This is a genomic window from Amycolatopsis sp. 2-15 (assembly GCF_030285625.1).
Classification (GTDB): Bacteria; Actinomycetota; Actinomycetes; order Mycobacteriales; family Pseudonocardiaceae; genus Amycolatopsis; species Amycolatopsis carbonis.
This window is the reverse complement of the sequence record NZ_CP127294.1, coordinates 6,028,941-6,052,383: the sequence shown is the minus strand read 5'-3', so window position 1 is coordinate 6,052,383 and position 23,443 is coordinate 6,028,941. Positions and strand designations below refer to the sequence as shown.

At 69.0% G+C, this 23,443-nt stretch carries 18 protein-coding genes, 4 tRNA genes and 3 pseudogenes; 9 read left to right on the top strand and 16 right to left on the bottom strand.

Translation table 11 applies throughout. The features are described from left to right. Nucleotides 1-125 precede the first annotated feature (125 nt). Nucleotides 126-1,712, bottom strand: coding sequence for a sugar transferase (locus QRX50_RS29935; RefSeq protein WP_285966462.1), 1,587 nt, complete (start codon nucleotides 1,710-1,712; stop codon nucleotides 126-128). Between the two features lie 994 nt (nucleotides 1,713-2,706). Next, nucleotides 2,707-2,781 (bottom strand) — tRNA-Val (locus tag QRX50_RS29930). Nucleotides 2,782-3,166: 385 nt separating this feature from the next. Between QRX50_RS29930 and QRX50_RS29925 the strand changes: the two genes are divergently transcribed. From QRX50_RS29925 to QRX50_RS29910, 4 genes are all read left to right on the top strand, one after another. Beyond that, nucleotides 3,167-3,592: an SsgA family sporulation/cell division regulator gene (locus QRX50_RS29925; RefSeq protein WP_005159130.1), complete on the top strand. Its 426-nt coding sequence runs from the start codon at nucleotides 3,167-3,169 to the stop codon at nucleotides 3,590-3,592. A 127-nt stretch (nucleotides 3,593-3,719) separates the two neighbouring features. Beyond that, a tRNA-Gly gene (locus QRX50_RS29920) sits at nucleotides 3,720-3,792 on the top strand. Nucleotides 3,793-3,817: 25 nt separating this feature from the next. Continuing rightward, nucleotides 3,818-3,888, top strand: a tRNA-Cys gene (locus QRX50_RS29915). A 1-nt stretch (nucleotide 3,889) separates the two neighbouring features. After that, nucleotides 3,890-3,964: transfer RNA gene (locus QRX50_RS29910), tRNA-Val, on the top strand. 228 nt (nucleotides 3,965-4,192) lie between these two features. Here the strand turns inward: QRX50_RS29910 and QRX50_RS29905 are convergent. Together QRX50_RS29905 and QRX50_RS29900 are read right to left on the bottom strand one after the other, a co-directional pair. Beyond that, nucleotides 4,193-4,735: a site-specific integrase gene (locus tag QRX50_RS29905; RefSeq protein ID WP_285966461.1), complete on the bottom strand. Its 543-nt coding sequence runs from the start codon at nucleotides 4,733-4,735 to the stop codon at nucleotides 4,193-4,195. A 150-nt stretch (nucleotides 4,736-4,885) separates the two neighbouring features. Continuing rightward, a complete protein-coding gene (locus QRX50_RS29900; protein WP_285966460.1) occupies nucleotides 4,886-5,347 on the bottom strand; it encodes a hypothetical protein in 462 nt (153 codons plus the stop codon). 1 nt (nucleotide 5,348) lies between these two features. Here QRX50_RS29900 and QRX50_RS29895 point away from each other — a divergent pair, with 1 nt between their 5' ends. Beyond that, a complete protein-coding gene (locus QRX50_RS29895) occupies nucleotides 5,349-5,825 on the top strand; it encodes a cytochrome P450 (RefSeq protein ID WP_285966459.1) in 477 nt (158 codons plus the stop codon). A 19-nt stretch (nucleotides 5,826-5,844) separates the two neighbouring features. Next, nucleotides 5,845-6,411, top strand: coding sequence for an LLM class flavin-dependent oxidoreductase (locus tag QRX50_RS29890; protein ID WP_353074010.1), 567 nt, complete (start codon nucleotides 5,845-5,847; stop codon nucleotides 6,409-6,411). Here QRX50_RS29890 and QRX50_RS29885 read toward each other — a convergent pair. The 7 genes and pseudogenes from QRX50_RS29885 to QRX50_RS29855 all read right to left on the bottom strand — a co-directional run. Continuing rightward, nucleotides 6,396-6,506: pseudogene (locus QRX50_RS29885) on the bottom strand (IS5/IS1182 family transposase); the annotation flags it as partial. The gene QRX50_RS29890 and the pseudogene QRX50_RS29885 overlap by 16 nt on opposite strands. Before the next feature lie 21 nt (nucleotides 6,507-6,527). Further along, on the bottom strand, nucleotides 6,528-7,532 hold the full coding sequence (locus tag QRX50_RS29880) for a hypothetical protein (RefSeq protein ID WP_285966457.1): 1,005 nt from the start codon (nucleotides 7,530-7,532) through the stop codon (nucleotides 6,528-6,530). A gap of 122 nt (nucleotides 7,533-7,654) precedes the next feature. Then, nucleotides 7,655-9,901 carry a xanthine dehydrogenase family protein molybdopterin-binding subunit gene (locus tag QRX50_RS29875; RefSeq protein WP_285966456.1) on the bottom strand — a complete coding sequence of 749 codons (2,247 nt, stop codon included), beginning with the start codon at nucleotides 9,899-9,901 and terminating at the stop codon, nucleotides 7,655-7,657. Beyond that, nucleotides 9,898-10,890 (bottom strand): FAD binding domain-containing protein, encoded by a 993-nt coding sequence (locus tag QRX50_RS29870; protein ID WP_285966455.1) that lies wholly within the window; start codon nucleotides 10,888-10,890, stop codon nucleotides 9,898-9,900. Before QRX50_RS29870 ends, QRX50_RS29875 begins: the two co-directional genes overlap by 4 nt. A gap of 1 nt (nucleotide 10,891) precedes the next feature. Further along, on the bottom strand, nucleotides 10,892-11,428 hold the full coding sequence (locus QRX50_RS29865) for a (2Fe-2S)-binding protein (RefSeq protein ID WP_434533155.1): 537 nt from the start codon (nucleotides 11,426-11,428) through the stop codon (nucleotides 10,892-10,894). 159 nt (nucleotides 11,429-11,587) lie between these two features. After that, nucleotides 11,588-14,380 carry a helix-turn-helix transcriptional regulator gene (locus tag QRX50_RS29860; protein WP_285966454.1) on the bottom strand — a complete coding sequence of 931 codons (2,793 nt, stop codon included), beginning with the start codon at nucleotides 14,378-14,380 and terminating at the stop codon, nucleotides 11,588-11,590. A 1,156-nt stretch (nucleotides 14,381-15,536) separates the two neighbouring features. Continuing rightward, the gene (locus tag QRX50_RS29855; protein WP_285966453.1) at nucleotides 15,537-15,671 is read right to left on the bottom strand and encodes a hypothetical protein; all 135 of its coding nucleotides are present in this window, start codon (nucleotides 15,669-15,671) and stop codon (nucleotides 15,537-15,539) included. A gap of 232 nt (nucleotides 15,672-15,903) precedes the next feature. On the opposite strand from QRX50_RS29855, the gene QRX50_RS29850 reads away from it, so the two are divergent. Further along, nucleotides 15,904-16,161, top strand: coding sequence for a PLD nuclease N-terminal domain-containing protein (locus QRX50_RS29850; RefSeq protein ID WP_285966452.1), 258 nt, complete (start codon nucleotides 15,904-15,906; stop codon nucleotides 16,159-16,161). A 538-nt stretch (nucleotides 16,162-16,699) separates the two neighbouring features. Here QRX50_RS29850 and QRX50_RS29845 read toward each other — a convergent pair. Both QRX50_RS29845 and QRX50_RS29840 read right to left on the bottom strand, forming a co-directional pair. Beyond that, a pseudogene (locus tag QRX50_RS29845) lies at nucleotides 16,700-17,575 on the bottom strand (TIGR03767 family metallophosphoesterase); the annotation flags it as partial. A 74-nt stretch (nucleotides 17,576-17,649) separates the two neighbouring features. Then, nucleotides 17,650-17,937, bottom strand: a pseudogene (locus QRX50_RS29840) (SAM-dependent methyltransferase); the annotation flags it as partial. Here QRX50_RS29840 and QRX50_RS49815 point away from each other — a divergent pair. After that, nucleotides 17,846-18,481 (top strand): transposase family protein, encoded by a 636-nt coding sequence (locus QRX50_RS49815; RefSeq protein WP_353074009.1) that lies wholly within the window; start codon nucleotides 17,846-17,848, stop codon nucleotides 18,479-18,481. The pseudogene QRX50_RS29840 and the gene QRX50_RS49815 sit on opposite strands and share 92 nt — an antisense overlap. Here QRX50_RS49815 and QRX50_RS29835 read toward each other — a convergent pair. The 3 genes from QRX50_RS29835 to QRX50_RS29825 form a co-directional block, all read right to left on the bottom strand. Continuing rightward, nucleotides 18,456-18,593, bottom strand: a complete 138-nt coding sequence (locus QRX50_RS29835; RefSeq protein ID WP_285966451.1) for an NUDIX hydrolase — start codon at nucleotides 18,591-18,593, stop codon at nucleotides 18,456-18,458. The two genes, QRX50_RS49815 and QRX50_RS29835, sit on opposite strands and share 26 nt — an antisense overlap. A 139-nt stretch (nucleotides 18,594-18,732) precedes the next feature. Next, nucleotides 18,733-20,190 (bottom strand): amidase, encoded by a 1,458-nt coding sequence (locus QRX50_RS29830; protein ID WP_285966450.1) that lies wholly within the window; start codon nucleotides 20,188-20,190, stop codon nucleotides 18,733-18,735. Between the two features lie 115 nt (nucleotides 20,191-20,305). Continuing rightward, a complete protein-coding gene (locus QRX50_RS29825) occupies nucleotides 20,306-21,415 on the bottom strand; it encodes a TetR family transcriptional regulator (protein WP_285966449.1) in 1,110 nt (369 codons plus the stop codon). Nucleotides 21,416-21,829: 414 nt separating this feature from the next. Here QRX50_RS29825 and QRX50_RS29820 point away from each other — a divergent pair, with 414 nt between their 5' ends. Then, nucleotides 21,830-23,143: a Rieske 2Fe-2S domain-containing protein gene (locus QRX50_RS29820; RefSeq protein ID WP_285966448.1), complete on the top strand. Its 1,314-nt coding sequence runs from the start codon at nucleotides 21,830-21,832 to the stop codon at nucleotides 23,141-23,143. Nucleotides 23,144-23,443 lie beyond the last annotated feature (300 nt).

The window sequence follows — 23,443 nt, the reverse complement described above, 5'->3', positions numbered from 1 at the left end:
CGCGGGCGCCTCACGCGTGTCGGCGCTAACCGCGGCGGCTCCCCCGGGCTCGGCTCTCCGCACCACGGAAGCGGCCGCCGACCGGGTGGTCGGCGGCCGCGGGACGGGCCTTCGCGGCGCGCGGCTCAGTAGGCGCCCTGGCCGGCGACGACGGCTCGGAAGGTCTTCCAAAGGATCACCAGGTCGAGCGCCAGCGACCAGTCCTCCACGTAACGCAGGTCCAGCCGGATGCTGTCGGCCCACGACAGGTCGCTGCGGCCGCTGACCTGCCACAGCCCGGTGAGGCCGGGCTTCACGAGCAGCCGGCGGCGAGCGTCGGGCGCGTACTGCCGCGTCTCCTCGGGCAGCGGCGGCCGCGGGCCGACGAGCGACATGCGCCCGGAGAGCACGTTGAACAGCTGGGGCAGCTCGTCGAGCGAGTAGCGGCGCAGCAGCCCGCCGACGCGGGTCACCCGCGGGTCGCGCTTCATCTTGAACAGCGGCCCGGCGCCTTCGTTGTCGACTTCGAGGTTCTGGCGGATCTTGTCGGCGTCCGGGACCATCGTGCGGAACTTGAGCATCGTGAAGTTCTCGCCGTCCTTGCCGACGCGGCGCTGCTTGTAGATGACCGGGCCGCGGTCGCCGAGTTTCACGGCGACCGCGATCGCCAGCAGCAGCGGGGAGAACAGCGTCAGCAGGAACGCCGCGCCACAGCGGTCGACGGCCTCCTTCACGAGCCGCCGGCCACCGGTGAACCGCGGCGCCGTGACCCGCAGCAGCGGCATGCCGAGCACACCCGAGACGTTGAGTCGCGGCCCCGCGACCTCCATCAGCACCGGCGCCACGACCAGTTCCGCCGCAGTGCCTTCGAGGTCCCACGCGAGGCGCTGCAGCCGCTTCGGGGTCCAGTACTGGTCCGCGGTGATGGCGACGACGCGGTAGCCGCCGCGGCGCACGTGGCGGGAGAGCTCCTCGAGCCGGCCGACCACGGGCACGCCGTCGATCTCGCCGCTGCCGGAGCCGGCACCCCCGCCGTCGACCGTGCAGACCGCTTCCACCCGCCAGCCGACGTGCGCCTCGGTCTTCGTGCGGGCGATGAGGTCGGCCACCGTCCCGGGGCTGCCGGCCGCCATCACGGGCAGCAGGCACAGGCCGCGGCGGCGCCGGCGGTGCAGGACCTGGCGCAGGAGGTACCGCTGGGGGAAGGCGAAGAGCGCGATCACGGGCACCACGATGAACACCCACGGCTGCACGTCGAGCGCGCGGAAGAGCAGGCCGCCGAGCGCCACGAGCACGGCGGCGGCGATGAGGCCGCGGCCGAGCGTCCGGTACTCCTCGGGACCTTCGCCGAGCACGCGCGGGCTCCACGCACGACTGACGGGCAGCGCGCACAGCACCGCCAGAGCCGTGCCGAACGCGTGCATGTCCTGCGGCGCCACGCGGTCGATCACGAAGGCGCTGACGCCGATCACCACGAAGGCGGCGACGATGTCACTGGCGATGACCCAGGCGCGGTAACGCTTCTCCCACGAAGCGGGATGCGATTTCGCCGTGGCCGACTCGACGGACGCGGGCCGGGTCGCGTTCGAGGCCTGCGCAGTGTGCGCAGTCGCGGTCTTCACGGTCCTCGCGCCGGCGGGTGCCGGAATCCCGGGGATCTCCGGCATCGCCTGGAGGTCGATGTGCCTCGGCGGTTCACTGACCGTGGATGTGGGCCGCACCAACTCTTCCATCAGACCTCCCAGGCGCATGGTTCGAAGGCCTCCGCCGGCACGCTGCGTGAACAGGTTTGATCTCGGAGCGTAATCATGACCCGTACCCCGATTCAGCCACCAATGGAGCGACACACGCCAAGGTATCGGCCGCTATCCGGGACTCGTTACAAGGATTTCCAGCCACATCCTGCGGCTCTTTCCCGCAAATGAATGGCTTGAAGATAACAGGATGATGACAATGAGTAATAAGTGGCAACCTACGGATAACTACGGAATGTAGTCGATGTCCCACCGCTCTCCGCAGCCAGGCCGGCGCCTCCCGGCCACGGGGATGTTCCACTGTGGACACTCCGATCCGGACGCGTCCACAGTGGATTTCCCCGGAGGCTCGGAGGATCGGACCGCACCGGGGGTGACATTCTGCTTCAGGGTGTCACGGCGTCGGGTTTTCGTCACACGCGAAGGCCCGACGGGCCCCCATACTCCCCCGGGTCCGCGGCCGGCGGGTCGATCACGCCGTGCTCCCACCTCGGAATCGCCGCGTTCACCCGTCTTGCCGAACCGGGTCTGCCGACGCCAGAGGCCACTGGGGCACCTCGGAAGCGCGGCAAGTTCACCGGAACGGCCGCGCGCCGGACGGAAACCTTCGAACGTCGGCGGATCCCGCGGCCGGCCCCGACCGGAGCTGCGGCGAACTGCATGCGGCCGTTCGGGTGGCCCGAACTCCGACGTGATCGAGAAAGTGCTCAGGATCACACTTCGACTGCCTGATCGAGTCGTCGTGCCACAGAAACGACGCGGACCGTACGGCAAAGGTCAGCTGTCCGCGCGCGACCTGCAAATTGCAGGTCAGGAAGCCGGGCCAGGACTGTTGCGGAGCCGTGATCGACCGGGTCGGGAGCCTATCTCCCAGCCGCCCCGCCGGGCCGAGCCACCGCGACGTGCTGACCTGCGAAGAGTCTTGCGCGGAAAACAGTCGAGGCTCCGGATCGTGGGATCCGGAGCCTCGATGTGGTGGGCGATACTGGGATCGAACCAGTGACCTCTTCGGTGTGAACGAAGCGCTCTCCCCCTGAGCTAATCGCCCGCTCGTGGAGTGAGGACAACTCTACAACACGACTTTCGAGGGCCTGCAAACGGGTGGTTGGCGATGACCACCCTCCGTCCACCAGCGAATACGGAGCGAACAACCCCGAGCTAGCCGGGGTTGTGCCGCGGTGGGGCCGCTCGCGCCCGGCTTCGACATCCGTGCGACGGTGCTATCGCGCGGCGGTCGAACCGCGCAGTATGTACGTGTGGCTGCCCAGCGGGCGCCCGCGGAAGGCTGCGCGGCGCGGGCGACGAAGGACGGAACGGTGCTGCCGACCACGTACGGGTGATCTCCGGAGAACTCGCGACGGAATCGGCTTTCCGGAGCGTCTCATCGTCGTCCTCGGTCGTCCGGGCCGGGAAGGGAGACGAAGGGTAGGACGATGCGCAACGATCACGTGACGCTCCGCTCGACGGCGGTCTTCGACCTGCTGGCGCCGCGGACTCCGGCGGTTCCGGTCAAGGTTGAACTGCGCTACGACACTCGCGACCCCTACGCGGTCGTCGCCGCCTTCCGCACCGGCCGCGCGGGCTGGGTCGAGTGGGTCTACGCCCGCGACCTCCTCGCCGACGGCCTCCTCGCCGACGCCGGCGACGGCGACGTGCGGATCCGCCCCTCCGTCGAAGACCCGGAGTCCGTGCTCATCGAGCTCAACTCCCCCTCCGGGCACGCCATGTTCGAGGCCTCCGCCCAGGAGCTCGCCGACTTCCTCGACCGCACGTACGACGTGGTGCTCCCCGGCAACGAACACCTGTGGGTCGACGTCGACGACGCCCTGACCCACCTCATCCCCAACGATCTCGCCTGATCACAGCCTCGCAACCGGCAGATGGCCCCCCGGTGACGGGGCAGTTTTCAGGGTCCGATATGGTTCTCCCACACCACGGCGACGGGGTGCCGGGCCACCGGCCAGGCATTCGGAACCCGCGGAGAGTGCGGACGTAGCGCAGCTGGTAGCGCATCACCTTGCCAAGGTGAGGGTCGCGGGTTCGAATCCCGTCGTCCGCTCGAAAGGCTCTTCGAGGCCTTGCACGGTGGAGTGGCCGAGAGGCGAGGCAACGGCCTGCAAAGCCGTGTACACGGGTTCGAATCCCGTCTCCACCTCGCGCGATTAGCTCAGCGGGAGAGCGCTTCCCTGACACGGAAGAGGTCACTGGTTCAATCCCAGTATCGCGCACCAGCTGAAACCGCAGGTCAGAAGCCCTGTCCCTCCCCGGAGGGGCGGGGCTTCAGTCGTCAGATGGCGATGAAATGGCGATGGGCCCAGAACCGGGGTCGAGGCCCCGCCGGGACCTGAGGTGCGGGAACCAGGACACCAGCTTGGCCCGTTCCCCCGGATACAACGAAGCCAGCGACCGCAGCCATCGCTCCTCCAACGCGTCCAGGATCTCGTTCACCATCGCCGGGGTCACATGGTCATAGACCCCGGGCGACGCCCTTCATCTTCTGCCCCAGCCGGGCGCGGCGCGCCACCTCCGGGATTCCCGTCCTCGGTCAACCACGTGGCGTGCGTGTGCCGACCCTCGTGGAAGGTGAACGTCGGCAGGATCGGCGGTCGCCGCTCCCCCGCCCCGGCATCGTCGATCTCGACCCCGTCCCACGCCGGCCGCCAGAACCGGATCCGGAAATTAGACCGCCGCCAGGGGTGCCCTTCCGGTGTGGACAACACAAAGGGGTGCCGATGGCTGTCCATCAGCTCCTCGTACAACACCGCGATCCCGGGCGGCAGCGCCACGAAGCGAGTACCCGCCGGTGTTTTCGTCCGCCCCTTCTTCGGCCGGGCGTTCCCGCGCCGTGCCGGAGGCCGCTGTCGACCCGGCGAGTGATCGCGATCACTCTTTAGGCCGCCCTTGTAGACCTTCCCGCCAATCTCCTTCAGCGGCGTCCGAATCTCGATACCCCGCCGCTCGGAGTCGTACTCATGCCGCTGCTGCCCGACAAGTTCACCCATCGGGCTCCGGAGTAGAAGTCCATCAGACACAGAACGAACCCCGACGCCCCGAGCCCGGTCTCGTAGAGCCGCATCGCGGCCCGCAGCGCCTGAGCCGGCGACGCCACCAACCGCTCGGTCTCGAACTCACCACCGGTCACACGGACACCGCTACACGGGTTCGCCGGGATCATCCGCGCCCGCTTGGCGCGATTGAGGATGGTTGAGAACAAGGCAAAGTACGACGACACCGACGACTCGGCGTAGTCCTCGTGCAACTCTGAAAGCCACCGCCTCACCAAGGCCGGGGACCTGCACCGGATCTGTGTCCAAGGCGTGGTCGACGCCGTCAAGGCTCCCATGGGGTGCGGGCAGAACCCGCGACTGGAGCAGGTCGTGCGGACGTTTTTCGATAGCGTGTTCGTGCCGACCATTCTTGGCACCATCACGAAGCGGCACAACGAGCGGTTGTTCGAGCGCAGTGCGGTCGCCGCCGGCGCCTGCATCGCGCAGTCCTGGCCGGAACTCTTCCCAGCCAACCTCGGCTTCGAGGAACGAGCCGGACTTCGAGGCCAGGATCGGCGACCTATACCTGCGGCGGGCGGCGGCATTCGTCGCTTCGACCTCGGTCACGTTGGCGTGGATCCTGACGGCGATGTTCTCAGACAGTCCAGTGGCACTGCGCGGCCGCGTGCCGCGCCAGGAACTGGGCGAACTGGACTCGCAGTGGATCGCGCTGGAATGCCTTCGCCTGTGGCCGCCGTCCTGGCGACTGCGGCGAACCGTGCTGAGCGATCAGGAAATCGGACCAGTGTCGGTGTTGGCCGGTGAGGAGGTCCACGTTTTCTTGTACGCGGTCGGGCGGCACCCGGATGTCTGGACCGATCCGCACGCGTTCAAACCCGAACGCTGGCAAGGCAGATCGCCGCGAGAGCTCCTGTCATTCGGCGCCGGTCCGGGATCATGCGTCGGTGCGCGATTTGCCGTCGAGTGGCTCACGACCGCGGTGTCCATGCTGCGCGCGGAACGTCTGCGGGTCACCCGGATCGGTCGGTACCCCCACGCCACCACTAGTTTTTCCCCGCCGATTTCGCAGCTGAGCCAGATCTGACGAAGCAAGAGGTCACCCTGTGGAACTCCGCTTTCTGACCACAGTGCCTCGCGTAACGGATCCCGCGTCGGCCGCTCACGCCGCGCTCAAGGTGACGCGATGGGCAGACGAATCGGACCTCGACGGAGTGCTGCTGTTCACGGGGGCGGGCGCGGTGCTCGACCCGTGGGTCGGGGCGACCGCGATCGCCGCCGCTTCCCAGCGCCTTGTGCCCATGGTCGCCATCAACCCGCTGTACACCCACCCCTTCGCGGCAGCCCGATCGATGCTGTCCATCGCGGAGCTCTACCAGCGCCAGGTGGACCTGAACCTGATCACTGGAGCGGCGGTGAGCGAGCTGCCCGCGGTCTGCGACGGTCTCGACCACCGCGAGCAAGGACCTGTCGCACCTGCCCCGGCATCGCAACGGCTGGGCGGTGCCGACTCTCCCCACGCCCGCGGCCGCGCCACCTCCGCCCGCCTGACCAGGCCGTCCTTCACGTTCTGGGCTGGTCCAGGAAACCAGGACATCACCCGGACACCGGCGCGCCACCGCGCGTCCTGCTTTACTCCCGCACAGTCCCGGAAGCCGGCTTTGCGTTCGTAGCGGATGGTGAGTCGGCGGTAGCTGAACAGCCAGGCGATGGCCCGTTCGATCACCCACCGATGTTTGCCGAGTTTGTCGGCGGATTCGATGCCCTTCACGACCTGACTCGGGCGGAATCACCCCGTCCGCGCGAACGGCCACCGTCGGCCGATCGCGACGTGGAGGATCACCGCCAGGCCGATGGCGTTGAGCGTGACGTGGCCGACCCAGTCGATCGCCGATCCGCGATCCCAGTGCAGCGAGTCGGCCAATGCCAGCAGAATCAGGTGCAGCGCCGCCGCGACGGCCAGAGAGAACAGCAGAGACACGGCGCGTTCCTGTGGCTGGGACCACCGCGCCGGCAGGGCGTCCTCGAACAACATGCCGATGATGAGGCCCCCGGCGATGAACGATCCCGCCACCGCGGAAAGGGTGGGCGTGGACACCCCGGCCCCCTCCGCCAGGGCCAGGTAGGTCAGGATTCCGCCACCGATCGTGACGGCATTCCCGCTCACGAGGCGCACCCATTGCCGCCGGATCCGGCAGAACGGGAAGCCCCGCCACACGACGAAGAGCCACACCTGCCAGACCCCGACAAGGGTGAGTACGGCACCCAGCTGTCCGCCCGTGAGCAACCCGCGCCCCTCCCCCTGGAACGGTTTTCCGCCGAGCAGCAGCACGAACAGCACGATCGCGATCAGCCAGGCCAGCACCACCGCGCACGCCCCGGCGGGGATCGGCTTGAGGTAGCGGCGCAACGGCCAGCCCTCGGTCACCAGGGTCAGCTGGAGCGTCGCGACGAACGCCGCACCGGCGATCGGCATCGTCGCGGGGAACGTGCTCAGCTCGAGGATTTCCGGTGACGGGTCGAAGATCGCGGCGAAGGACACGTGCCCCACGACGGCCTGGCCGAGCACGGTCAGCGCGATCGCGGCCAGCACCACGAGCACCGTGTCCGCCCACCCCGCCCAGTTGGGCCCCAGCCGCGTGCCCGGCCAGTCCTCCCACCAGAACGCGATCATCGCGACCACCGGCAGCGAGAAGGTGACCAGCGGCGAGAGCACCAGCAGAGACGGCTCCGCACCGCCTGCCCCGACGGCGAGCAGGACCGCCACTGGGACCACCAGCAGCAGTCCTGCCACGCCGAGCCCAGGTTGCCGTGACCAGCGCGAAGACCCCGGCCCGGCCGGGTCAGCCCGCCGGTGGCGTTCGGATCGGCTGATCGTCGGGCGGTCGGAGAGTCCTCGCTCGTTCGCCTTCGTCGTCACGACCAGCTGTCCGCCGGGTCCATTACCAGCTCGGCCGTGATCGGGAGTTCGCGGATGCGGTGCCCGGTCGCGTTGAACACGGCGTTGCCGATCGCGGCCGCGACACCGACCTGACCGACTTCGCCGACGCCCTTCACGCCGAGCGTGTTGACGACGTCGTCGGCGACGTCTACGAACTCGACCTCCACTTCGGGCGCGTCGGCGTTGACCGGAACCAGGTACTCGCCGAGGTTCCCGGCGCCCCACCGGCCGCCGCGCGGGTCCATGCGGTTGCCCTCGAGGAGCGCCTGACCCATACCCCACAGCATGCCGCCGATCAGCTGGCTGCGGGCCAGCTTGGCGTTCAGCACCCGGCCGGGCGCGAAGGCGCCCACCAGCCGGCGCACCCGGACGAGACCGAGGTCGGGGTCGACTGCGACCTCGGCGAACTGCGCGCCGAAGGTGAGCAGGCCGTGGGGCGTGTCCAGCGGCGGTGGCGACCAACTGCCCAGTGCCTCCACTTCGGACAGCCGGTGCCGCTGCATGACGTCGCCGTAGTTCTCGCCCTTCGCGATGTCGTCGCGCAGCTGCATGCGCCCGCCGACGACGTCGACGTTCGCCGGGTCCGCGCCGTGCAGCGGCGAGGCCTCATCGGACACCGCGAGCTCGATCAGCTGCTGCCGCAGGTTGGTCGCCGCGTCGTGCACTGCAGCGCTGATCATGCCCGCCCCCGCCGAGCCGACCGCGGAACTGACGTTGGGCAGATCGGTGTCACCACTGTGGAACCGCATGTCCGCCAGGGGGATGCTCAGCGCGTCGGCACCGACCTGGGTCATCGCCGTGAGCACACCGGTGCCGAACTCCTGGGTCCCGGCTTCGACCACCGCGCTGCCGTCGGCGTAGAGGCGGGCCCTGGCCCGCTGCGTCGGCATGAACAGCGGCACGGGGTAGGCGGCCGAGGCCATCCCGGTGCCGATGAGCCAGGTGCCGTCCCTGCGACTGCGCGGGGTGCGGCTCGTCTTCGACCAGCCGAACTTCTCCGCGCCGAGCCGCAGGCACTCGGGCAACCCGTCGCTCGACCACGGGTTGCCGCGGTCGTCGACGTCGGTGTGGTTGCGCAGCCGCAGTTCGACCGGGTCGATGCCGAGCTCCACGGACAGCTCGTCCATCGCGGTCTCGAGGGTGAACGAACCGGCGGCCTCACCCGGGCCCCGGGTGAACGTCGGGGTCAGCGTGTTGCCGCGGATCAGGTGGTGCACGCCGCGGAAGTTCGTGCACTGGTACAGCTGGGAGGAGACCCCGGTCGCGGGCTCGGCCCACTCGTCGAACGGTGACGAGATCGACAGCTTGTGGTGCTCCAGCGCGGTGATCCGGCCGTCGCTGGTCGCGCCGAGCGACAGGGTCTGCTCCTGCTCCTCGCGGTGCCCGTTCGACGTGTAGGTCTGCGGGCGCGTGAGCACGAGCTTCACCGGGCGCCCGACGTGGCGGGCCGCCATCACCGAGAGGGTCACGTGCGGCCACACCATGGCCTTCGAGCCGAACCCGCCTCCCACGAAGTTGGCGATCACGCGGACGTGGGACAGGGGCAGGCCCAGCAGATGCGCGACCGTGAGCTGGCTGGCCCGAATGCCCTGCGTGGAGTCGTAGATGGTCACCTGGTCGCCGTCCCACACCGCTGTCGTCGCCGGCGGCTCGAGGGCGTTGTGGTGGTTGGCCGCGAACCGGAACTCCAGGTCGAGCCGGACGTCGGCCTCTTCGAGCGCGGCGTCCACGTCGCCCCGCTCGTTGCGGGCCGGCATGAGGCCGCCGAAGAGGCGCTCGACCTCATACGCCTTGTCCCGGCCCTCGTCGATGGTCGTCGTCGACGGCGTGCGCTCGTAGCGGACCCGCAGGTTCGCGGCGGCGTGCTGCGCGCGTTCGTGGGAGTCGGCGACGACGACCGCCACCGGCTGCCCGAAGTAGTGCACCTGGTCGTCCTGCATCGGGAAGAAGCTGGCGCCCGGGGCGGGACCGCCGACCAGCGACGGCAGCAGCTGCGGCTGCCCCACGATCTTGCCGAGGTTCTCATGGGTCAGCACCGCGAGCACGCCATCGGTTTCGGTGAGAGGTTCGATCTCCGCGACGCGGCCGCTCGGGATCGTGGCGCCGACGATCACCGCGTAGGACATGTCGGGCAGCACGATCTCCGCGGAGTACCGCGCGGCCCCAGTCACCTTCGCCGGTCCCTCCACACGGGACACCGGCCTGCCGATCGCTTGGCTCATCGTGCTTCTCCCGGGAGCAGGGTGGTCAGGCCGCGGACCACGGCGCGCTTGGCGAGCTCGGCCTTGAACGCGTTGTCCCGGCGCAGTGACGCGCCGCTTAGCTCCGCGGCCGCGGCCTCGATGAACTTCTCGCGCGTGGCCGGGGCGCCGATCAGCACCTCTTCGGCACGCCGCGCCCGCCACGGGCGGGTGGCGATGCCGCCGATGCCGAGACGTACGTCGCGCACGACCCCGTCCTCGACCTCTACGGCGGCGGCGATCGATACGAGCGCGAACTCGTATGACTGCCTGTCGCGGAACTTCAGGTAAACCGAGTTCCGGGCGATCGGCAGCGCCGGCAGGTCGACGGCCACGATCAGCTCACCGTGCGCGAGCGGGTGCTCGATGTGAGGGCTGGTACCGGGCTCGAGGTAGAAGTCGTCGATCGGGATCGTCCGCGCGCCATCCGGCCCGATGGTGTGGACCACTGCGTCGAATGCGACCAGTGCCACCGCCACGTCGGACGGGTGGGTCGCGATGCAGTGCTCGCTCGTGCCCATGATCGCGTGTCCGCGGTGGATGCCTTCCAGCGCGGAGCAGCCGGAGCCAGGCTCCCGCTTGTTGCACGGGGACATGTTGTCGCGGAAGTACGTGCACCGCGTGCGCTGGCACAGGTTGCCACCGATGGAGGCCATGTTGCGCAGCTGCTCCGAAGCACCCAGCAGCAGCGCCTGGGACGCCGCGGGGTAACGCTCCTCCACCACAGAGTGGCGGGCGACGTCGGTCATCCGGGCAAGCGCGCCGATCCGGAGCCCACCGTCGGGCTGCTGCTCGATGTCGGCGAGCGGAAGGGCGTTGATGTCGACCAGCAGGTCGGGGCCGGTGACGCCCAGCCGCACGAGGTCGATCTCGGTCGTCCCACCGGCGAGGAAAGCGCTGTTCTCGTTGGCAGCCGCGGTCGCGACCGCGGTCTCCACGTCGAACGCCCGGGTGTAGGAAAGCGGACGCACGTTATCCCTCCCGCTGCTGGTCGCGGACGTCGCGGATGGCCGCCCGGATGTTCGGGTACGCGGCGCAGCGGCAGATGTTGCCGCTCATGTACTCGGAGATGGACTCGTCGTCCTCGGCGTTGCCCTCTTCGATGAGCTTGATCGCCGACATGACCTGCCCGGCCGTGCAGTACCCGCACTGGAACGCGTCGCGATCGATGAACGCCTGCTGCATCGGGTGCAGCTCGCCCTCCCGGGCGACGCCTTCGATCGTCGTGATTTCGCGGCCTTCGCACGTGACGGCGAGTGTGAGGCACCCCAGCACGCGGCGGCCGTCGACCCACACGGTGCAGGCACCGCAGGTGCCCTGGTCGCAACCCTTCTTGGACCCGGTCAGCCACAGGTGCTCTCGCAGCGCGTCGAGCAGGCTGACCCGAGGTTCAAGCTCGAAGGCGTAGTCACGGCCGTTCACGGTCAGGATCACGGGCTCCGCGGCGGGCCCGCGGGCCTGTGTGGGCTCTTCCCGGGCCGGTCTGGCGGCCGGTACCTCGAGGTCCACGAAGAACTCCTCAGCGATTGAATTCGGTCAACGGTTGTCGGTCCTGCTCGAAGCAGAGTCGAAGCCATCGTCGTCGGACGAATCGGCGTGGTCCATCGCACGGACGTGCGATATGAAAGCCCGGTCGTGGGGTGCGCACGGAGTGATCTCCGCACGACGTCAAGTGTCGAGCGCGTTGACGATTTTCGCCAGCTCACGGCGGGAGTTGATATTCAATTTCGTGAACGCGCTACGTACGTGTGAACTCACGGTGTGCGGCGAAAGGGTCAGACGAGCCGCGGCCTCACGGTTCGTCGCGCCCTCCGCGATCAGGCGGACGACCTTGAGCTCCGCGCTCGTCAGGCTCTCCCACCCGGTGTCAGGGCGGTCGCGGGTGACCACCCGGCGGGCGGCGCCTTTCGCGGCGAGCACCCGGCCGACCCGGCGCGCATCGGCGGCGGCGTCGTGTTCGAGGTACGTGTCGAAGGCCGCGCTGAGCTGGGCGACCGCCCCGCGCTCGTCGTGCTCACCCAGCGCGCGTCCGACGTCCTCGGCCGCGGAGGCGAACAGCAGCGGCCGTTCCGTTCCTTCGAGCAGACGCGCGGCGTCGGCCAGCACCCGCGGATCCGCCGTCAGCAGACCCTGCACGTGGGCGGCGACGCCCTCGAACACCCGGATCCCCGGGCTCTCCCGGTACGGCAGAGTGGCCGCTTCGGCCGCGCGCTCGGCTGCTGACGGGTCGCGTGCAGCCAGCGCGGTCCGCACGACGCGGACGTGGTAACCGAAGTCCTGCGGCAGCAGCGGGGGCGTGGCGGGCAACGGATCGTCGCTGATGAGCCGGAGCGCCTTTGCGGGGTCGCCTCGACGCACTTCGCGTTCCGCCAGCACCCGTCGGGCCAGTCGCCGGACGTTCGGGGACGCGTCACCGGGCACGCGCCGGGCTGCGGCGACCACGCGCCGCGCCAGCTCGGTGTCACCCTGGTGGACGTAGAGCGACGTCCATGCCGACAGCCGGACGATGGCGGCGTAGCCCCCGGTGATCTCGTCAGTGTCCGCGGTGTCGGGGGCACCGGGGGCGAACTCGTCGCGCACCTCGCACAGCCGGCCGGCGGCGAGGGAGAGCAGCCCGTCGAACCCCGCCCAGGCGTCCACGATCGCTGCGGCGGACACGTGCCGAGCCCGGCTCACGGCACCCTTGAGCGCACTCCGCGCGTCGGCCACGCGGCCGGACACGGCGAGCAGGTGCGCGCGGTGGAAGGGGACGATCTCCTGCCAGTCGGCGTAGGGTGCGCCTCGCACCTGCTCGGCCACCGCCTCGACGCGGTTCAACGCCGTGGTGATCCGGCCGTACGCGCTGTCGGCTGCGGTGAGGGCGAGTTCGGCCAGCGCCCGCGACTGCAGGTCGTCGCAGAGCCTGACCTCGGCGGCACTCTTCTCCGCTTCCTCGGGCCGGCCACTCATCGCGAGGTTGTAGGCGAGCCACGCCTGGTGGCGGGCACGCAACACCGGCGGCAGGGCCGGCAGTTCGAGGGCCAGCAGGTTGTCGCGCAGCCGGTCACCGGTTGGTCGGGTGTACATGCTCGCGAGGCTCAGCCGCACCTCCGCCTCCGGCACCGCGGGCAACGCACCGGCCAGCTCGGAGTCGCCGAGCTCGCGGGCCTCGTCCGACCGGCCCGCGCGGTGCAACAGGTGCACGGCGTCGGTCACGAGCGACGAGCGCGCCGGGTCGTGCGGCGGCAGCAGGCGCAGCGCCCGGACGCTCAGCTCAGCCGCGCTCTGGGAATCGGAAGCCGCGATGACGTCGGCGGCCTGGCGGACCAGTGCGACGGCTTCGCGATCACCTACTTCGGCGCTGTCGACCATCCGCAGCGCGATCTCGGTGGGCGCCGCCCCGGTCGCGAGCAGCACACCGGTCACCTCCCGCTGCAGCGCGCGGTGCAATGAGCGCGGGGTGGCTGCGATCAGCGCCTGACGGAACAGACCGTGGCGGAACCGCAGCTGGTCGTCGTCCTCGACGAGAAGGTCGGCGTCGAATGCTTCGGCGATGATTTCGATCAGCTCCGACGGACGCTGATCCAGCGTCGCGGCCCAGTGCGCGACCGAGAACCGGCGCGGGAGCACCGCGGCAACGCGAACCGCGCGCTGCGCTGCGGCGGACAGCCGGTTCAGCCGCAGCTCCATCAGCTGCATGACCCGGCGGGGCGGCGCATCCGCGCGGACCATCACCTGACCGTCGACCGTGTGCAGGCGCTGTTCTTCCTGCAGGCCGTGCACGAGCGCCGCCACCACGGCGGGGTTCCCGTCCGCCTGCTCGGTCAGCTCGAGCAACACCTTTCCCGCGGGTCCGCTCACGAGGTCGAAGAGAAGCTGGGCCACGGCCGGACCGGGCAGTGCGCCGAGCTGCACGCGCCGCGCGCCGGTGGCCTCCAGCCACGCCAGCGTCTCCGCCACGAGCGGTGGGGCCCAGCCGGTGCTCACGGCGAGCACCCAGAGCACGGGCGACGACCGGAGACCGTCGACGAGGCGCCGAAGACCCGCCAGCGTCTCGGAGTGGGCCCACTGCAGATCGTCGATCACCACCGTCAGCGGACCGTCGGCCGCCGCGGCCTCGATCGCCTCCGCGACTTTCTGTAGAGCCCACTCCGGTGAGCCGGGCGTCGCGACGAGCCGCCGGGCGAGCCGTTCGCCGAGCACCGGCTCCTCGCCCTCGGCGAGCGCGGAGAGCAACGCCGCGAACGGACAGGTCTGCTGCCCCTCGAGTGCCGTCCCGGCGACAGCCCGGACGCCGGAACGGCCGGCCCGCGCGCTGACCTCGCGCAGCAGCCGGCTCTTCCCGACTCCGGGCGGTCCCTCGAACACGAGTACGGCACTACCGCCGCGCCGCAGCGCCGAGAACGACGCCTCGACGGCCGCGAGCTCGGGTTCGCGGCCGCGGGTGTGCGGCGTCGGGCCGTCGGAACCGGGTGTGCTCACGGGAACCGCCGACCCCCTCGTCGCTTTTCCGCCGTGCGGTGCGGTTCCATGTCTTACTTCCCCTTCACCGATACCGCCGATACTTGACAGCCTTGTCGAAGACGTTCATGAGCCCGCACCGACCTTGGAGCCCGGGACCACGTCCGCTCGGCGTCGGACGGCCGGCTCCCGGGAGACTGAGCCAAGTCACTGAGCTCCGGGTGCCACGCGAAGACCGGCGAGCTGCCAGACGTCCGCGCGCTGCACAAGTTCACACAGGCTAGCTATCGGCCCAGGCCATCTCAAGGACGACGGCACGCGTGGTGACGTTCGGGCAAGCACCTGTTCCGACTCTGCGCACCCGAAACGGCGGATGCCGGGATCACCCGAATCGGGCCGGGACGACTCTCCCCGCTGTCCGGGCTACCGTTGCGGCCGTGTCCAGCCGCAACGATCCGTCCTGTTCAGCTCGTCGGCGAACAGCCTAAAGCCGCGATTACTGGGACATCCACGAAAACTCGGCCGGTCTCGTCAACGAACGGCGCCGCGTGACCTACTGGCACAAGAACGGTCCAGGAGAAAAGCCCAGCCTTCGGCGGTTGAAGTGGAGACATCCCGAGATATCGGCCGAACTGGCGGTCACCATGGTCCCCGGTCCTCGACGCGCACCGACGCGCCTATCGGTCGGTGATCGCCCTCGGGGCGGTTGAGCTCGCCATTCGGGCGAGCCGAGCGCTCGAAGGCGCTGTCGAACGAGTCCACTGGCGCACCCTCGACGGCCACATCGAATTCGACCGGCGCGGCGGGCCATTGGCACACGAGTCGTACGCGCGCTGATCGCTTTCGCGGAGAAGCCCGACACCGGCACCGTCGATCCCGGTCAGCTTTCGCCCGGTCTAGACCTGGTCGATGACCTCAACGCCGTGTGGATCCACGACGTCCGGGTGTGCTTCCGGCCGTACAGGCCGATCGTTGCTACCCTCGCCCGCCCCAAGATGTGGGCCGAGATCTCGCCCCGGCGAGCTCACGACAGCGCTTCAGGCCAAGACGAGCCGGCGCAGGTCACGCCGCCGGCGCGGCTGGCGCCCCGGCCCTACGCGGTGCTCACTGGTTCTCGCGCTCCTCAGCGTCTTCCACGGTGTTGTGGCCGACGCGAGGGCGTGCGGCTTGTCAACCTTCATGGCGAGCCCGCCGACGGGCCGGAAGCCGCCGCTCTCGTTTCGACCAGCGCGGCGAGCAGCTGGTGCAGCTTGTCGGCGATGGTCACGGCGGTGCGGACGCGGTGCCCGGAGGGGTCCGGCGAGTCAGCCACCCGGCCCCGCGCGGGCCTCGTGGACAGTCACCCGGTTGGGGCTCGCGGCGGCGGGGTATCTCCCGGCCATGATCACTCGCGCGGAGGACGCCCACCGCTGTTGTACGGCGCTCGGCCATTGCAGCAGCCCCCCTTAGCTGGGCCGAAACCACACGACCATCTGAAACCGTGTCTGACCGTGTCTTGGTCCAGGTGGTGACCGCGGACCGAGGAGAACCCGAGAGAGGTACCGATGAACTTCCCCACCGAACTGGCCGCAACCGACGGGGCGCACATCGCCGCGGCCGTGGGAATCGGGGCGCTGTGCCTGATCCCCTTGATCTTTTTCGTGGCCGCGCTCGTCAGCATCCTCCGTAGCCCGCTGACCGGCGGCATGAGACTCGTCTGGATCGTGTTCGCGTTCTGCGCACCGTTTCTCGGACCACTGCTGTGGTTCCTGGCGGGCCGGCGCACCGCCGAAGCCGAGGGGCCCGCCGCATCAGCAGGATGATCCCGGTGGGCCGGGCGTCGGCCCCGCCCGCCGCCCGCGGTGGACAGACACACCCGGCGGGGGCATGGCAACGACACGGGCCACGGTCCGACACGCGTACGCCGCCCCACCGGCGTCCGGGGCCCTGCCGGTCAAGCATCAGCCGGCGGCTCCGCCTCCACGGGCGGTGGAGCGGCGTACGCGGAAGGGCTGGGCCCGAACCGGAATACGCCAGGAACCTGCCGCGACAGAAATTGGTCCTCGACTTCCGCGTCGTCGTCCCCGGGGCACCGGCGGGCAGGTTGAGCTACGCGCACATCGCGCCGCTCGCGACGGCGAACGACAGCAAGGCCGGCCGTGTAGGACGTCGCCGAGGGCGTACAGCGACGCGTCCCGCTTGAGGTGGCTGCGGACGAGGTCCTGGCCGTGCGAGAGGACCTCGATGCCGAGCCGTCCGCTGAAGGGCATGGTCCGGTGGAACAGTTGCGTGCCCTCGGAATCGGTCATGCCTCGCAGTCGACTTCAGCCGGCTGTGGCGCGTCGATGACCTCCGGAATAATCAACCGAGCGGGTTGGTGAGCAGCAGCTCCGTGTTGTGGTCGCCGACCGAGCCTACGCGGCTCAGGTCGACGTGGACGTCGTTGTAGGACAGCTCGCGGTACAGGGCGGCAAGCGCTTGTGGGTTCCGCGCTGAATAGTCCACGGCATACGGCGCCTCGGCCTCGATGAGCGTGGTGAAGATCGAGAGCGTGCCGTCGCCGTTGTCCACCAGCTCGAGCACGCGCGCGTGCTGCGGGAAGTCGACGTGGGAGGCGGTGTTGATTTCCCAAAAGCCCTGCGCGGGCGTTTAACCAGGATGCGGCGTGATCTTGTTGCGGTGCGTGTGACCGTTGACCCAGGCGAGCACGTTCGGGAACCGGTTGAACAGCGCCACGAACGCGTCGCCGTCGAGCCGGGGCTCCAGCGGGTGGCGCGAGTCTGGTGCGGGATTGCCCATGGTGTCGCTCGTGTGGTGGCTGAAGAGCACGAACAGCTCGTCGGTGACGTGGTGCGTGATCCTACGGCCAAAGAAGTCGTAGTACGTCGACGAGCCGCGCGCGAGCAACGCCTCAAGCCAGTTGTACTGGCCGAGCCCGATCGAGCCGTCGACGAACCCGCCGAGCGTGGTCGTGTCGAGGCTGACACCGGTGATGCCGGGCGCGATGCGGAAGGTGTAGTACACGTCGCGGCCGTCGGCGTTGTTGTCGGTGAACCCGTGGCCCGCCGGGCCGGGGCCGGTGTTGCGGGTCTCGAGGTGGGCTCGCACGAACTCCGCGGTGGTGAACGGCCGGCGGCGTGCGTCGGGGGTGACCTCGCGCAGGATCGTCCCGGGAGCGCTCAGCACCTCGGTCATCGGCACGCTGGTGCGGTTGCCGATCGCCGTAACGATCTTCTTCGGTGGACTTCACGAAATTCATGTTCTCTCCCGATAATTATCCCATGCCCTTACGAGCACTCTGTGCGCGACCGGATCCGCTGTATTACTTGGTGCGTGTTCTCCGCGGTCGGCAGCCCCGAACCGCAGTCGAGGTACTGCCGGACCTCGGTCTGGCTCGCGATGAAACGGCAGACGCGGATGAGGAACGCGCGGTTCTCGACCGCGAGGTCGACCACGTCAGGCATGGCCGCGGTCAGTTCCCGCACGACTTGCCGGTCCACTTCGTAGTTGTCCTTGCCACCCAGCAGCGCGTCGTACACCCTCGCGACGGTCCTCGACGGCACCCTGATCCCCACCACCCGCGTCGCGGCGACCACGATCACAACCACAGGCACCAACCGCGGGACGACGGTGCACCTGTGGTACTCCGGCAAACACCGCAGTTTCGGCGGCAACGTGCGATTCCTGACCAGCGCAGACGGATTCCCGCTCCGGACCTCACCCGCGCTGGCCGGCTCCCGCAACGACCTCTCCGCCGCCCGCGACCTCGGCATCGTCGGCGCCCTGACCGCCTCGCCCAGCCAGGGCCTACCGACGCTGGCCGACCGGGCCTACCAACGCCGCCGGGATCGGGATCTGGACACCGTTCAAGAAACCCGCAGGCCAACCCCCGCTTGCCCCCGACCCACAAACATTCAACCTGCTGCACAGCCGACTCCGCTGCCTCGGCGAACGCGCCGCCGCCACCCTCAAAACCCGCTGGTCAACCCTGCGACGGATCACCCTCGGCCCCCCAACGCATCGGCAGCATCGTCCAAGCAGCACTCGTCCTCACCCACCACGAACACCACGGCCGCTACTGAGAAAACCTCATTCCGACCGAACGCGTACTCCGGGATCACCAGCACGTCCGACCCCACGTGAACTCCCCGGTGATGTAGACGACCGGGATCGTGTTCCGCGCGTCCAGCGCGACGAACTCGCGGTCGGCGATCAGCCCGGTCTCCTCGGCGGTCTCCCGCCGAGCGGCCTGCACCGGAGACTCACCCGCTTCGCCACCGCCGGCGACACCCCGCTAATAGCACCAGGACCTAAAACGCAGCACGGCCATCCGGCCCGTAACTCCGGGCGCTCCGGCGGCGTCCCCTGCTGCGGCGCACCACACACCACCCGAGTCATTCCCTGACGTTCTCGATGAGGATCGGCGGTCGCCGGTCGTGCCACGGAGCGGCGGCTTCGAAGGCAGCTGAGGCTCGCAGCACCAGGGCGTCGTCCATGCGGCGGCCCACGATCTGCAGACCGACGGGGAGTCCTTCCTCGGTGAAGCCGGCCGGCACGGTCGCGGCGGGCTGGCCGGTGAAGTTGAAGGGGAACGTGAACGAGAGCCAGGAGAACGCTTCGATCTCGCGACCGTCGATCGAGGCGGGCCCCTGCAGGCCGTGCTCGAACGCCGTCACGGGAACCGTCGGGGTCAGCAGCAGGTCGTACTCGCGGAAGAAGCGCCAAGACGCGTTGTAGACGGCCTTGCGGCGCATCACGGCGGTGGTGAGCTGCTCGGCGGTCCAGTCGGCGCGGAGAACTTCGGCGAGGTGGGGAGACATGCGGTCGCCGAGGTCCTCGGCCATCCGCCGCAGGCCGGCGAGATCGCTCTCGCAGAGGATCATCGGCAGGAGTGCGTCGTAGGGGTCCTCCCAGCCGGGATCAGCGCGCTCGACGGAGCAGCCCAAATCGCGCTCGAACACCGCGGCGGCTTGATCCACGACCGCGCGCACGGCGGGATCCACTGGCGCGTAGCCGAAGTCCGGGCTGTAGGCGACCCGCAAGCCGCGCAGGTCACCGTCGGCGGCGCGCAGCCAATCGACGTCGTCGGAGCGGATGCTCAGCCTGTCGCGCTCGTCGTAGCCGGCGATCACCGACAGCACCAGGGCCGCGTCGGCGACGGTCCGGGTCAGTGGCCCGATGTGCTCGAGCGACTCCCAGCTCGACACACCGGGGTAGCGTTCGTCCTTCGTGCCCGGATACAGCGGCACGCGGCCCATGGTCGGCTTGAAGCCGTAGACACCGCAAAAGCTCGCGGGGATCCTGATCGAGCCGCCACCGTCACTGCCGAGCGAGAACGGGCCGACGCCGGCGGCCACCGCCGCGCCGCTTCCGGCGGAGGACCCGCCGGAGGTTCGTTCCGGGTTCCACGGGTTCCTGGTGGGTTCGGCGAGCGGGGTCTGACCGGTTCCGGAAAAGCCGAACTCGGGCACTTGCGTCTTGCCGAGCACGACGGCGCCGGCCGCGGTGATCCGCTCCACCACCACGTCGTCCTCGTCCGGGACGAAGTCGGCGTAGGCCTGCGAGCCGGAGGCGGTGCGGATGTCGCGAGTGCAGATCAGGTCCTTGATCCCGGTGGGCACTCCGGCGAGAGGTCCCACTTCCCGACCGGCGGCGAGGTCGGCCTCGACCTGTTTCGCCTGCTCCCGGGCTTGATCAGCGGCCACGGTGGCGAACATGTTCAGCTTCGGTTCGAGCCGGTCGAGGCGTGCCAGCACCGCGTCGAGCGCCTCCACCGGAGAGATTTCCTTGGCGGCGATCCGCCTTGCCAGGGTGACCGTGTCCAGTTCGCAGATCTGATCGCTCGCACTCATCGATTCAGCCTCCTGCAGCAAGAGCCGTCTCCGGGTCGTCGGCCGATTCTTCTACGGATACGCGACGGATGTACAGGCTTTCGTTGAAGTTGACGCCTGGATCGATGCCGGCGCGTCAGCTCGCGCGCTCGTGAAGGCGCCGCACGAAGTCGATGCCGAGTTCTTCGATCTCGTCGATCACGTACGGGTGCCCCTGGGGATCGAGGGTGAAAGCCAGGTCCCACAACGCACCCGTCACCTCGATGTGCAACGTGTGGCCGAACATCTCCCCTGGACGGCGCGCATAGCGGGACATCGCCTGGTGGTTGCGGTCGGCGAGGACCCGTCTGTAGTGGGAGTGGATTTCCTGCACCTTCTCGGAGGCGCGCCGGTCGAACCAGAGCTCTCGCAGGCCAGGACGTTGTGCAAAGAAAGCCCGGTACGCCACCATCTTGCGCTTGTTGAACGAGGCGTAGTCCTGACCTTCGGAGGCAGCCTCCACCTCGTCGAGAACCGCGAGGAGGTCGTGCATGTACGCGTCGGCGACCGCGGCCACCAGGGAGTCGAGGTCTTCGAAGTAGCGATACATCGACCCGGGTGACGTCCCGGCCGCACCGGCGATGGCGCGGACGTTCACGTCGGGGCCGTGCGGGCCTTGGGAATCGATGATCGCCGACGCGGCCGACAGGATCTGCGCCCTGTTCTTGCGTCCTCGCGCCTGGGGTGGCAGTGGCAGTTCCCAGGTACGAGGCGGTGGTCCTTCCGCGGGCGCCGGGTGGTGCGCGCCGGGATCTTTAAGGCCCGTCGCGTCGGATGGAGGAAAAGTGATACCCATCCGCCGCCACAGAAAACGTTCGGACACTTCGCGAATCTCGGCGATCACGCGCGGGTCCCCGTCCGGGTCGGACTGGAAAGCGATTTCCCACAGGATTCCGGTGATCTCGATCCAGGTTTGATACGCCAGGAGGTCGTGCGGCTTGGTCGAGTACTGGTGCATTCCCGCGCGCAGAATCTTGGCCAGGTCGGCCCGGAAGTAGCGATGGATCTCGACGACCTTTTCCGACGCTTTCCGGTCGAACCACATCTCGCGCAGGCCGGGTCGCGCCGCGAAGAAGTCGTGATAGATGGTGAAAATGGTGTCCAGCAGTCCACTCGGGGATTCGGTCGGACGGGACACTCCGGCCTCGACGGCCGAGCTGAGCTCACTGCCGTACTGGGTGGCCACCGCGGCGACGATCGCGTCCACGTCGGGGAAGTAGTGGTAGATCGACGCCACGGGCGTGTCGGCGGCTTCGGCGATCCCGCGCAGCGTCAGCGGCCGGCGGCCCGAAGAGTGCGCCGAATCGATCAAGAGAGCCGTCGCGCGCACGATCTGCAAGTGCCGCGTCCGTCCTCGTTCCCGGGGCGGGAGGGCAACGTTCGCGGGGCTCAGTGGCGAGTTCTCGGGGGCTGGCGACACCGTCCTGACGCTACAGCCGCGGACCCGGACGGTCGACCTGCCGGGGGGCAGACCTGCCGGAAAGACGTGCTTGACAGGCGTCGAGATCAAGTGCGTAAATACCAAAGCTGAACGATGTTCGAGTACCTGCCTCGGGTCGGTCCGGGGACTTCCGTTCGTGCGTTCCGTGTACGCGGCGCGCCTCAAAGTCGAGGAGAAGCGATGCTCAGCTCGAGTGACAACGAGCTACTCACCAAGGTCGGACCGGGAACCCCGATGGGGTCGATGATGCGCGAGTACTGGATGCCCGCGCTGGTGTCCACCGAGTTGCCCGCGCCCGACTGCGACCCGGTCCGGGTTCTCCTGCTGGGCGAACGCTTCATCGCGTTCCGCGACAGCTCCGGATCGGTGGGAATGCTGGCGGCGCAGTGCCCGCACCGTGGCGCCTCCTTGTTCTTCGGGCGCAATGAAGAGGGCGGCCTGAGGTGCGTTTACCACGGCTGGAAGTTCGACGTTTCGGGCCAGTGCCTCGACATGCCGAACGAGCCGGTCGAGAGCAATTTCAAGGACAAGGTCCGGGCCAGGTCCGTGCCGGTTGTCGAGCGAGGTGGACTGGTGTGGGCCTACCTCGGCTCACAGGACGAGCCGCCGCCGTTGCCCGCGTTGGAATTCTTCGACGACGGGCCGAGTGCGACGAAGTCGGTGAACGTCTTCCAGATCAAGTGCAACTGGCTCCAGGCTCTCGAGGGCGACATCGACACGAGCCATTTCGGATTCCTGCACGTCGGCCACTTGAACAACGATGCTGCACCCGAGGGGACCTTCCTTCGCCACATGCTGGAGGACCGGGCTCCGAGGTACAAAGTGGTCGACACCGAATTCGGCTCGTCCTATGGTGCTTATCGACCTGCCGGGAACGATCAAGAGACCTACTGGCGCATCGCCCACTACTTGTTCCCGTTCTACACCATGATCCCCACCGGGCTTCTCGGCAGCTCCAAGACCGTCACCGCACGGGTCCCCCTCGATGACGAGCACACCATGGTCTACCTGGCCACAGCGGACGAGGTGCCGAGCGATCTCGCGATCGGCGCCGAGACGTACGAGAATCTCAAGCTCCTGCCGAACACGACCGACTGGCACGGCCGTTTCCGCTCCGCTCGTACGCTCGACAACGACTACGACATCGACCGCGATGCCCAGCGCAGTGGGCGGAGCTTCACCGGCCTCGACAGCGTGCCGCTCGAGGACCGGGCGATGACCGAGAGCATGGGAGGCGTCCTGGACCGCCGCCATGAACACCTCGGCAGCTCCGACGTGATGGTCATCCGCGTCCGGCGGAGGATCCTGCGAGCTCTGCGCACCTTCGTCGACAGCGGCGAACTTCCCCCCGGCGCCAACGAACCCGACCTCTACCGGCAGCGCTCCGGCGGGGTCGTGCTGCCGACAGGCGCCGACTGGCTCACCGCGACGCAAGGGCTCCGTGACGGCACCGAGAAGCCGACGACCGATCCCGCGCTGGCCGCCGGTGTCTGAGCCGAGCCAAGCCGCCGGCCGCGCCTCTGGCGACGGCGCCCTCGAGCGCGCACTGTCCATTCCGTACATGATGGATGTGTCCACTCGCGAGTCCGAAAGCGGCGAGTGGGTCTGCCGCCTTGAATACCCGGAGCTGGACGGGTGTGTCGCCGAGAGCAGGGAAGCTCTCGACGCCCACGACCAGCTCGAAAGGCGGCGCGAGCAATGGCTGCGGCATCGGGTGGAGACTAATCGGGAAATTCCGATTCCGCGTCCGTCTCTGAGGTCCTGAACGGATCGACGGTACGCCGCGCGGAACAT

What these genes read in the sequence shown, in the direction of transcription:
- QRX50_RS29935 (WP_285966462.1), bottom strand. Translation starts at nt 1,712, where the DNA reads ATGGAAGAGTTGGTGCGGCCCACATCCACGGTCAGTGAACCGCCGAGG.
- QRX50_RS29925 (WP_005159130.1), top strand. Translation starts at nt 3,167, where the DNA reads ATGCGCAACGATCACGTGACGCTCCGCTCGACGGCGGTCTTCGACCTG.
- QRX50_RS29850 (WP_285966452.1), top strand. Translation starts at nt 15,904, where the DNA reads ATGAACTTCCCCACCGAACTGGCCGCAACCGACGGGGCGCACATCGCC.
- QRX50_RS29905 (WP_285966461.1), bottom strand. Translation starts at nt 4,735, where the DNA reads ATGGGTGAACTTGTCGGGCAGCAGCGGCATGAGTACGACTCCGAGCGG.
- QRX50_RS29830 (WP_285966450.1), bottom strand. Translation starts at nt 20,190, where the DNA reads ATGAGTGCGAGCGATCAGATCTGCGAACTGGACACGGTCACCCTGGCA.
- QRX50_RS29820 (WP_285966448.1), top strand. Translation starts at nt 21,830, where the DNA reads ATGCTCAGCTCGAGTGACAACGAGCTACTCACCAAGGTCGGACCGGGA.
- QRX50_RS29875 (WP_285966456.1), bottom strand. Translation starts at nt 9,901, where the DNA reads ATGAGCCAAGCGATCGGCAGGCCGGTGTCCCGTGTGGAGGGACCGGCG.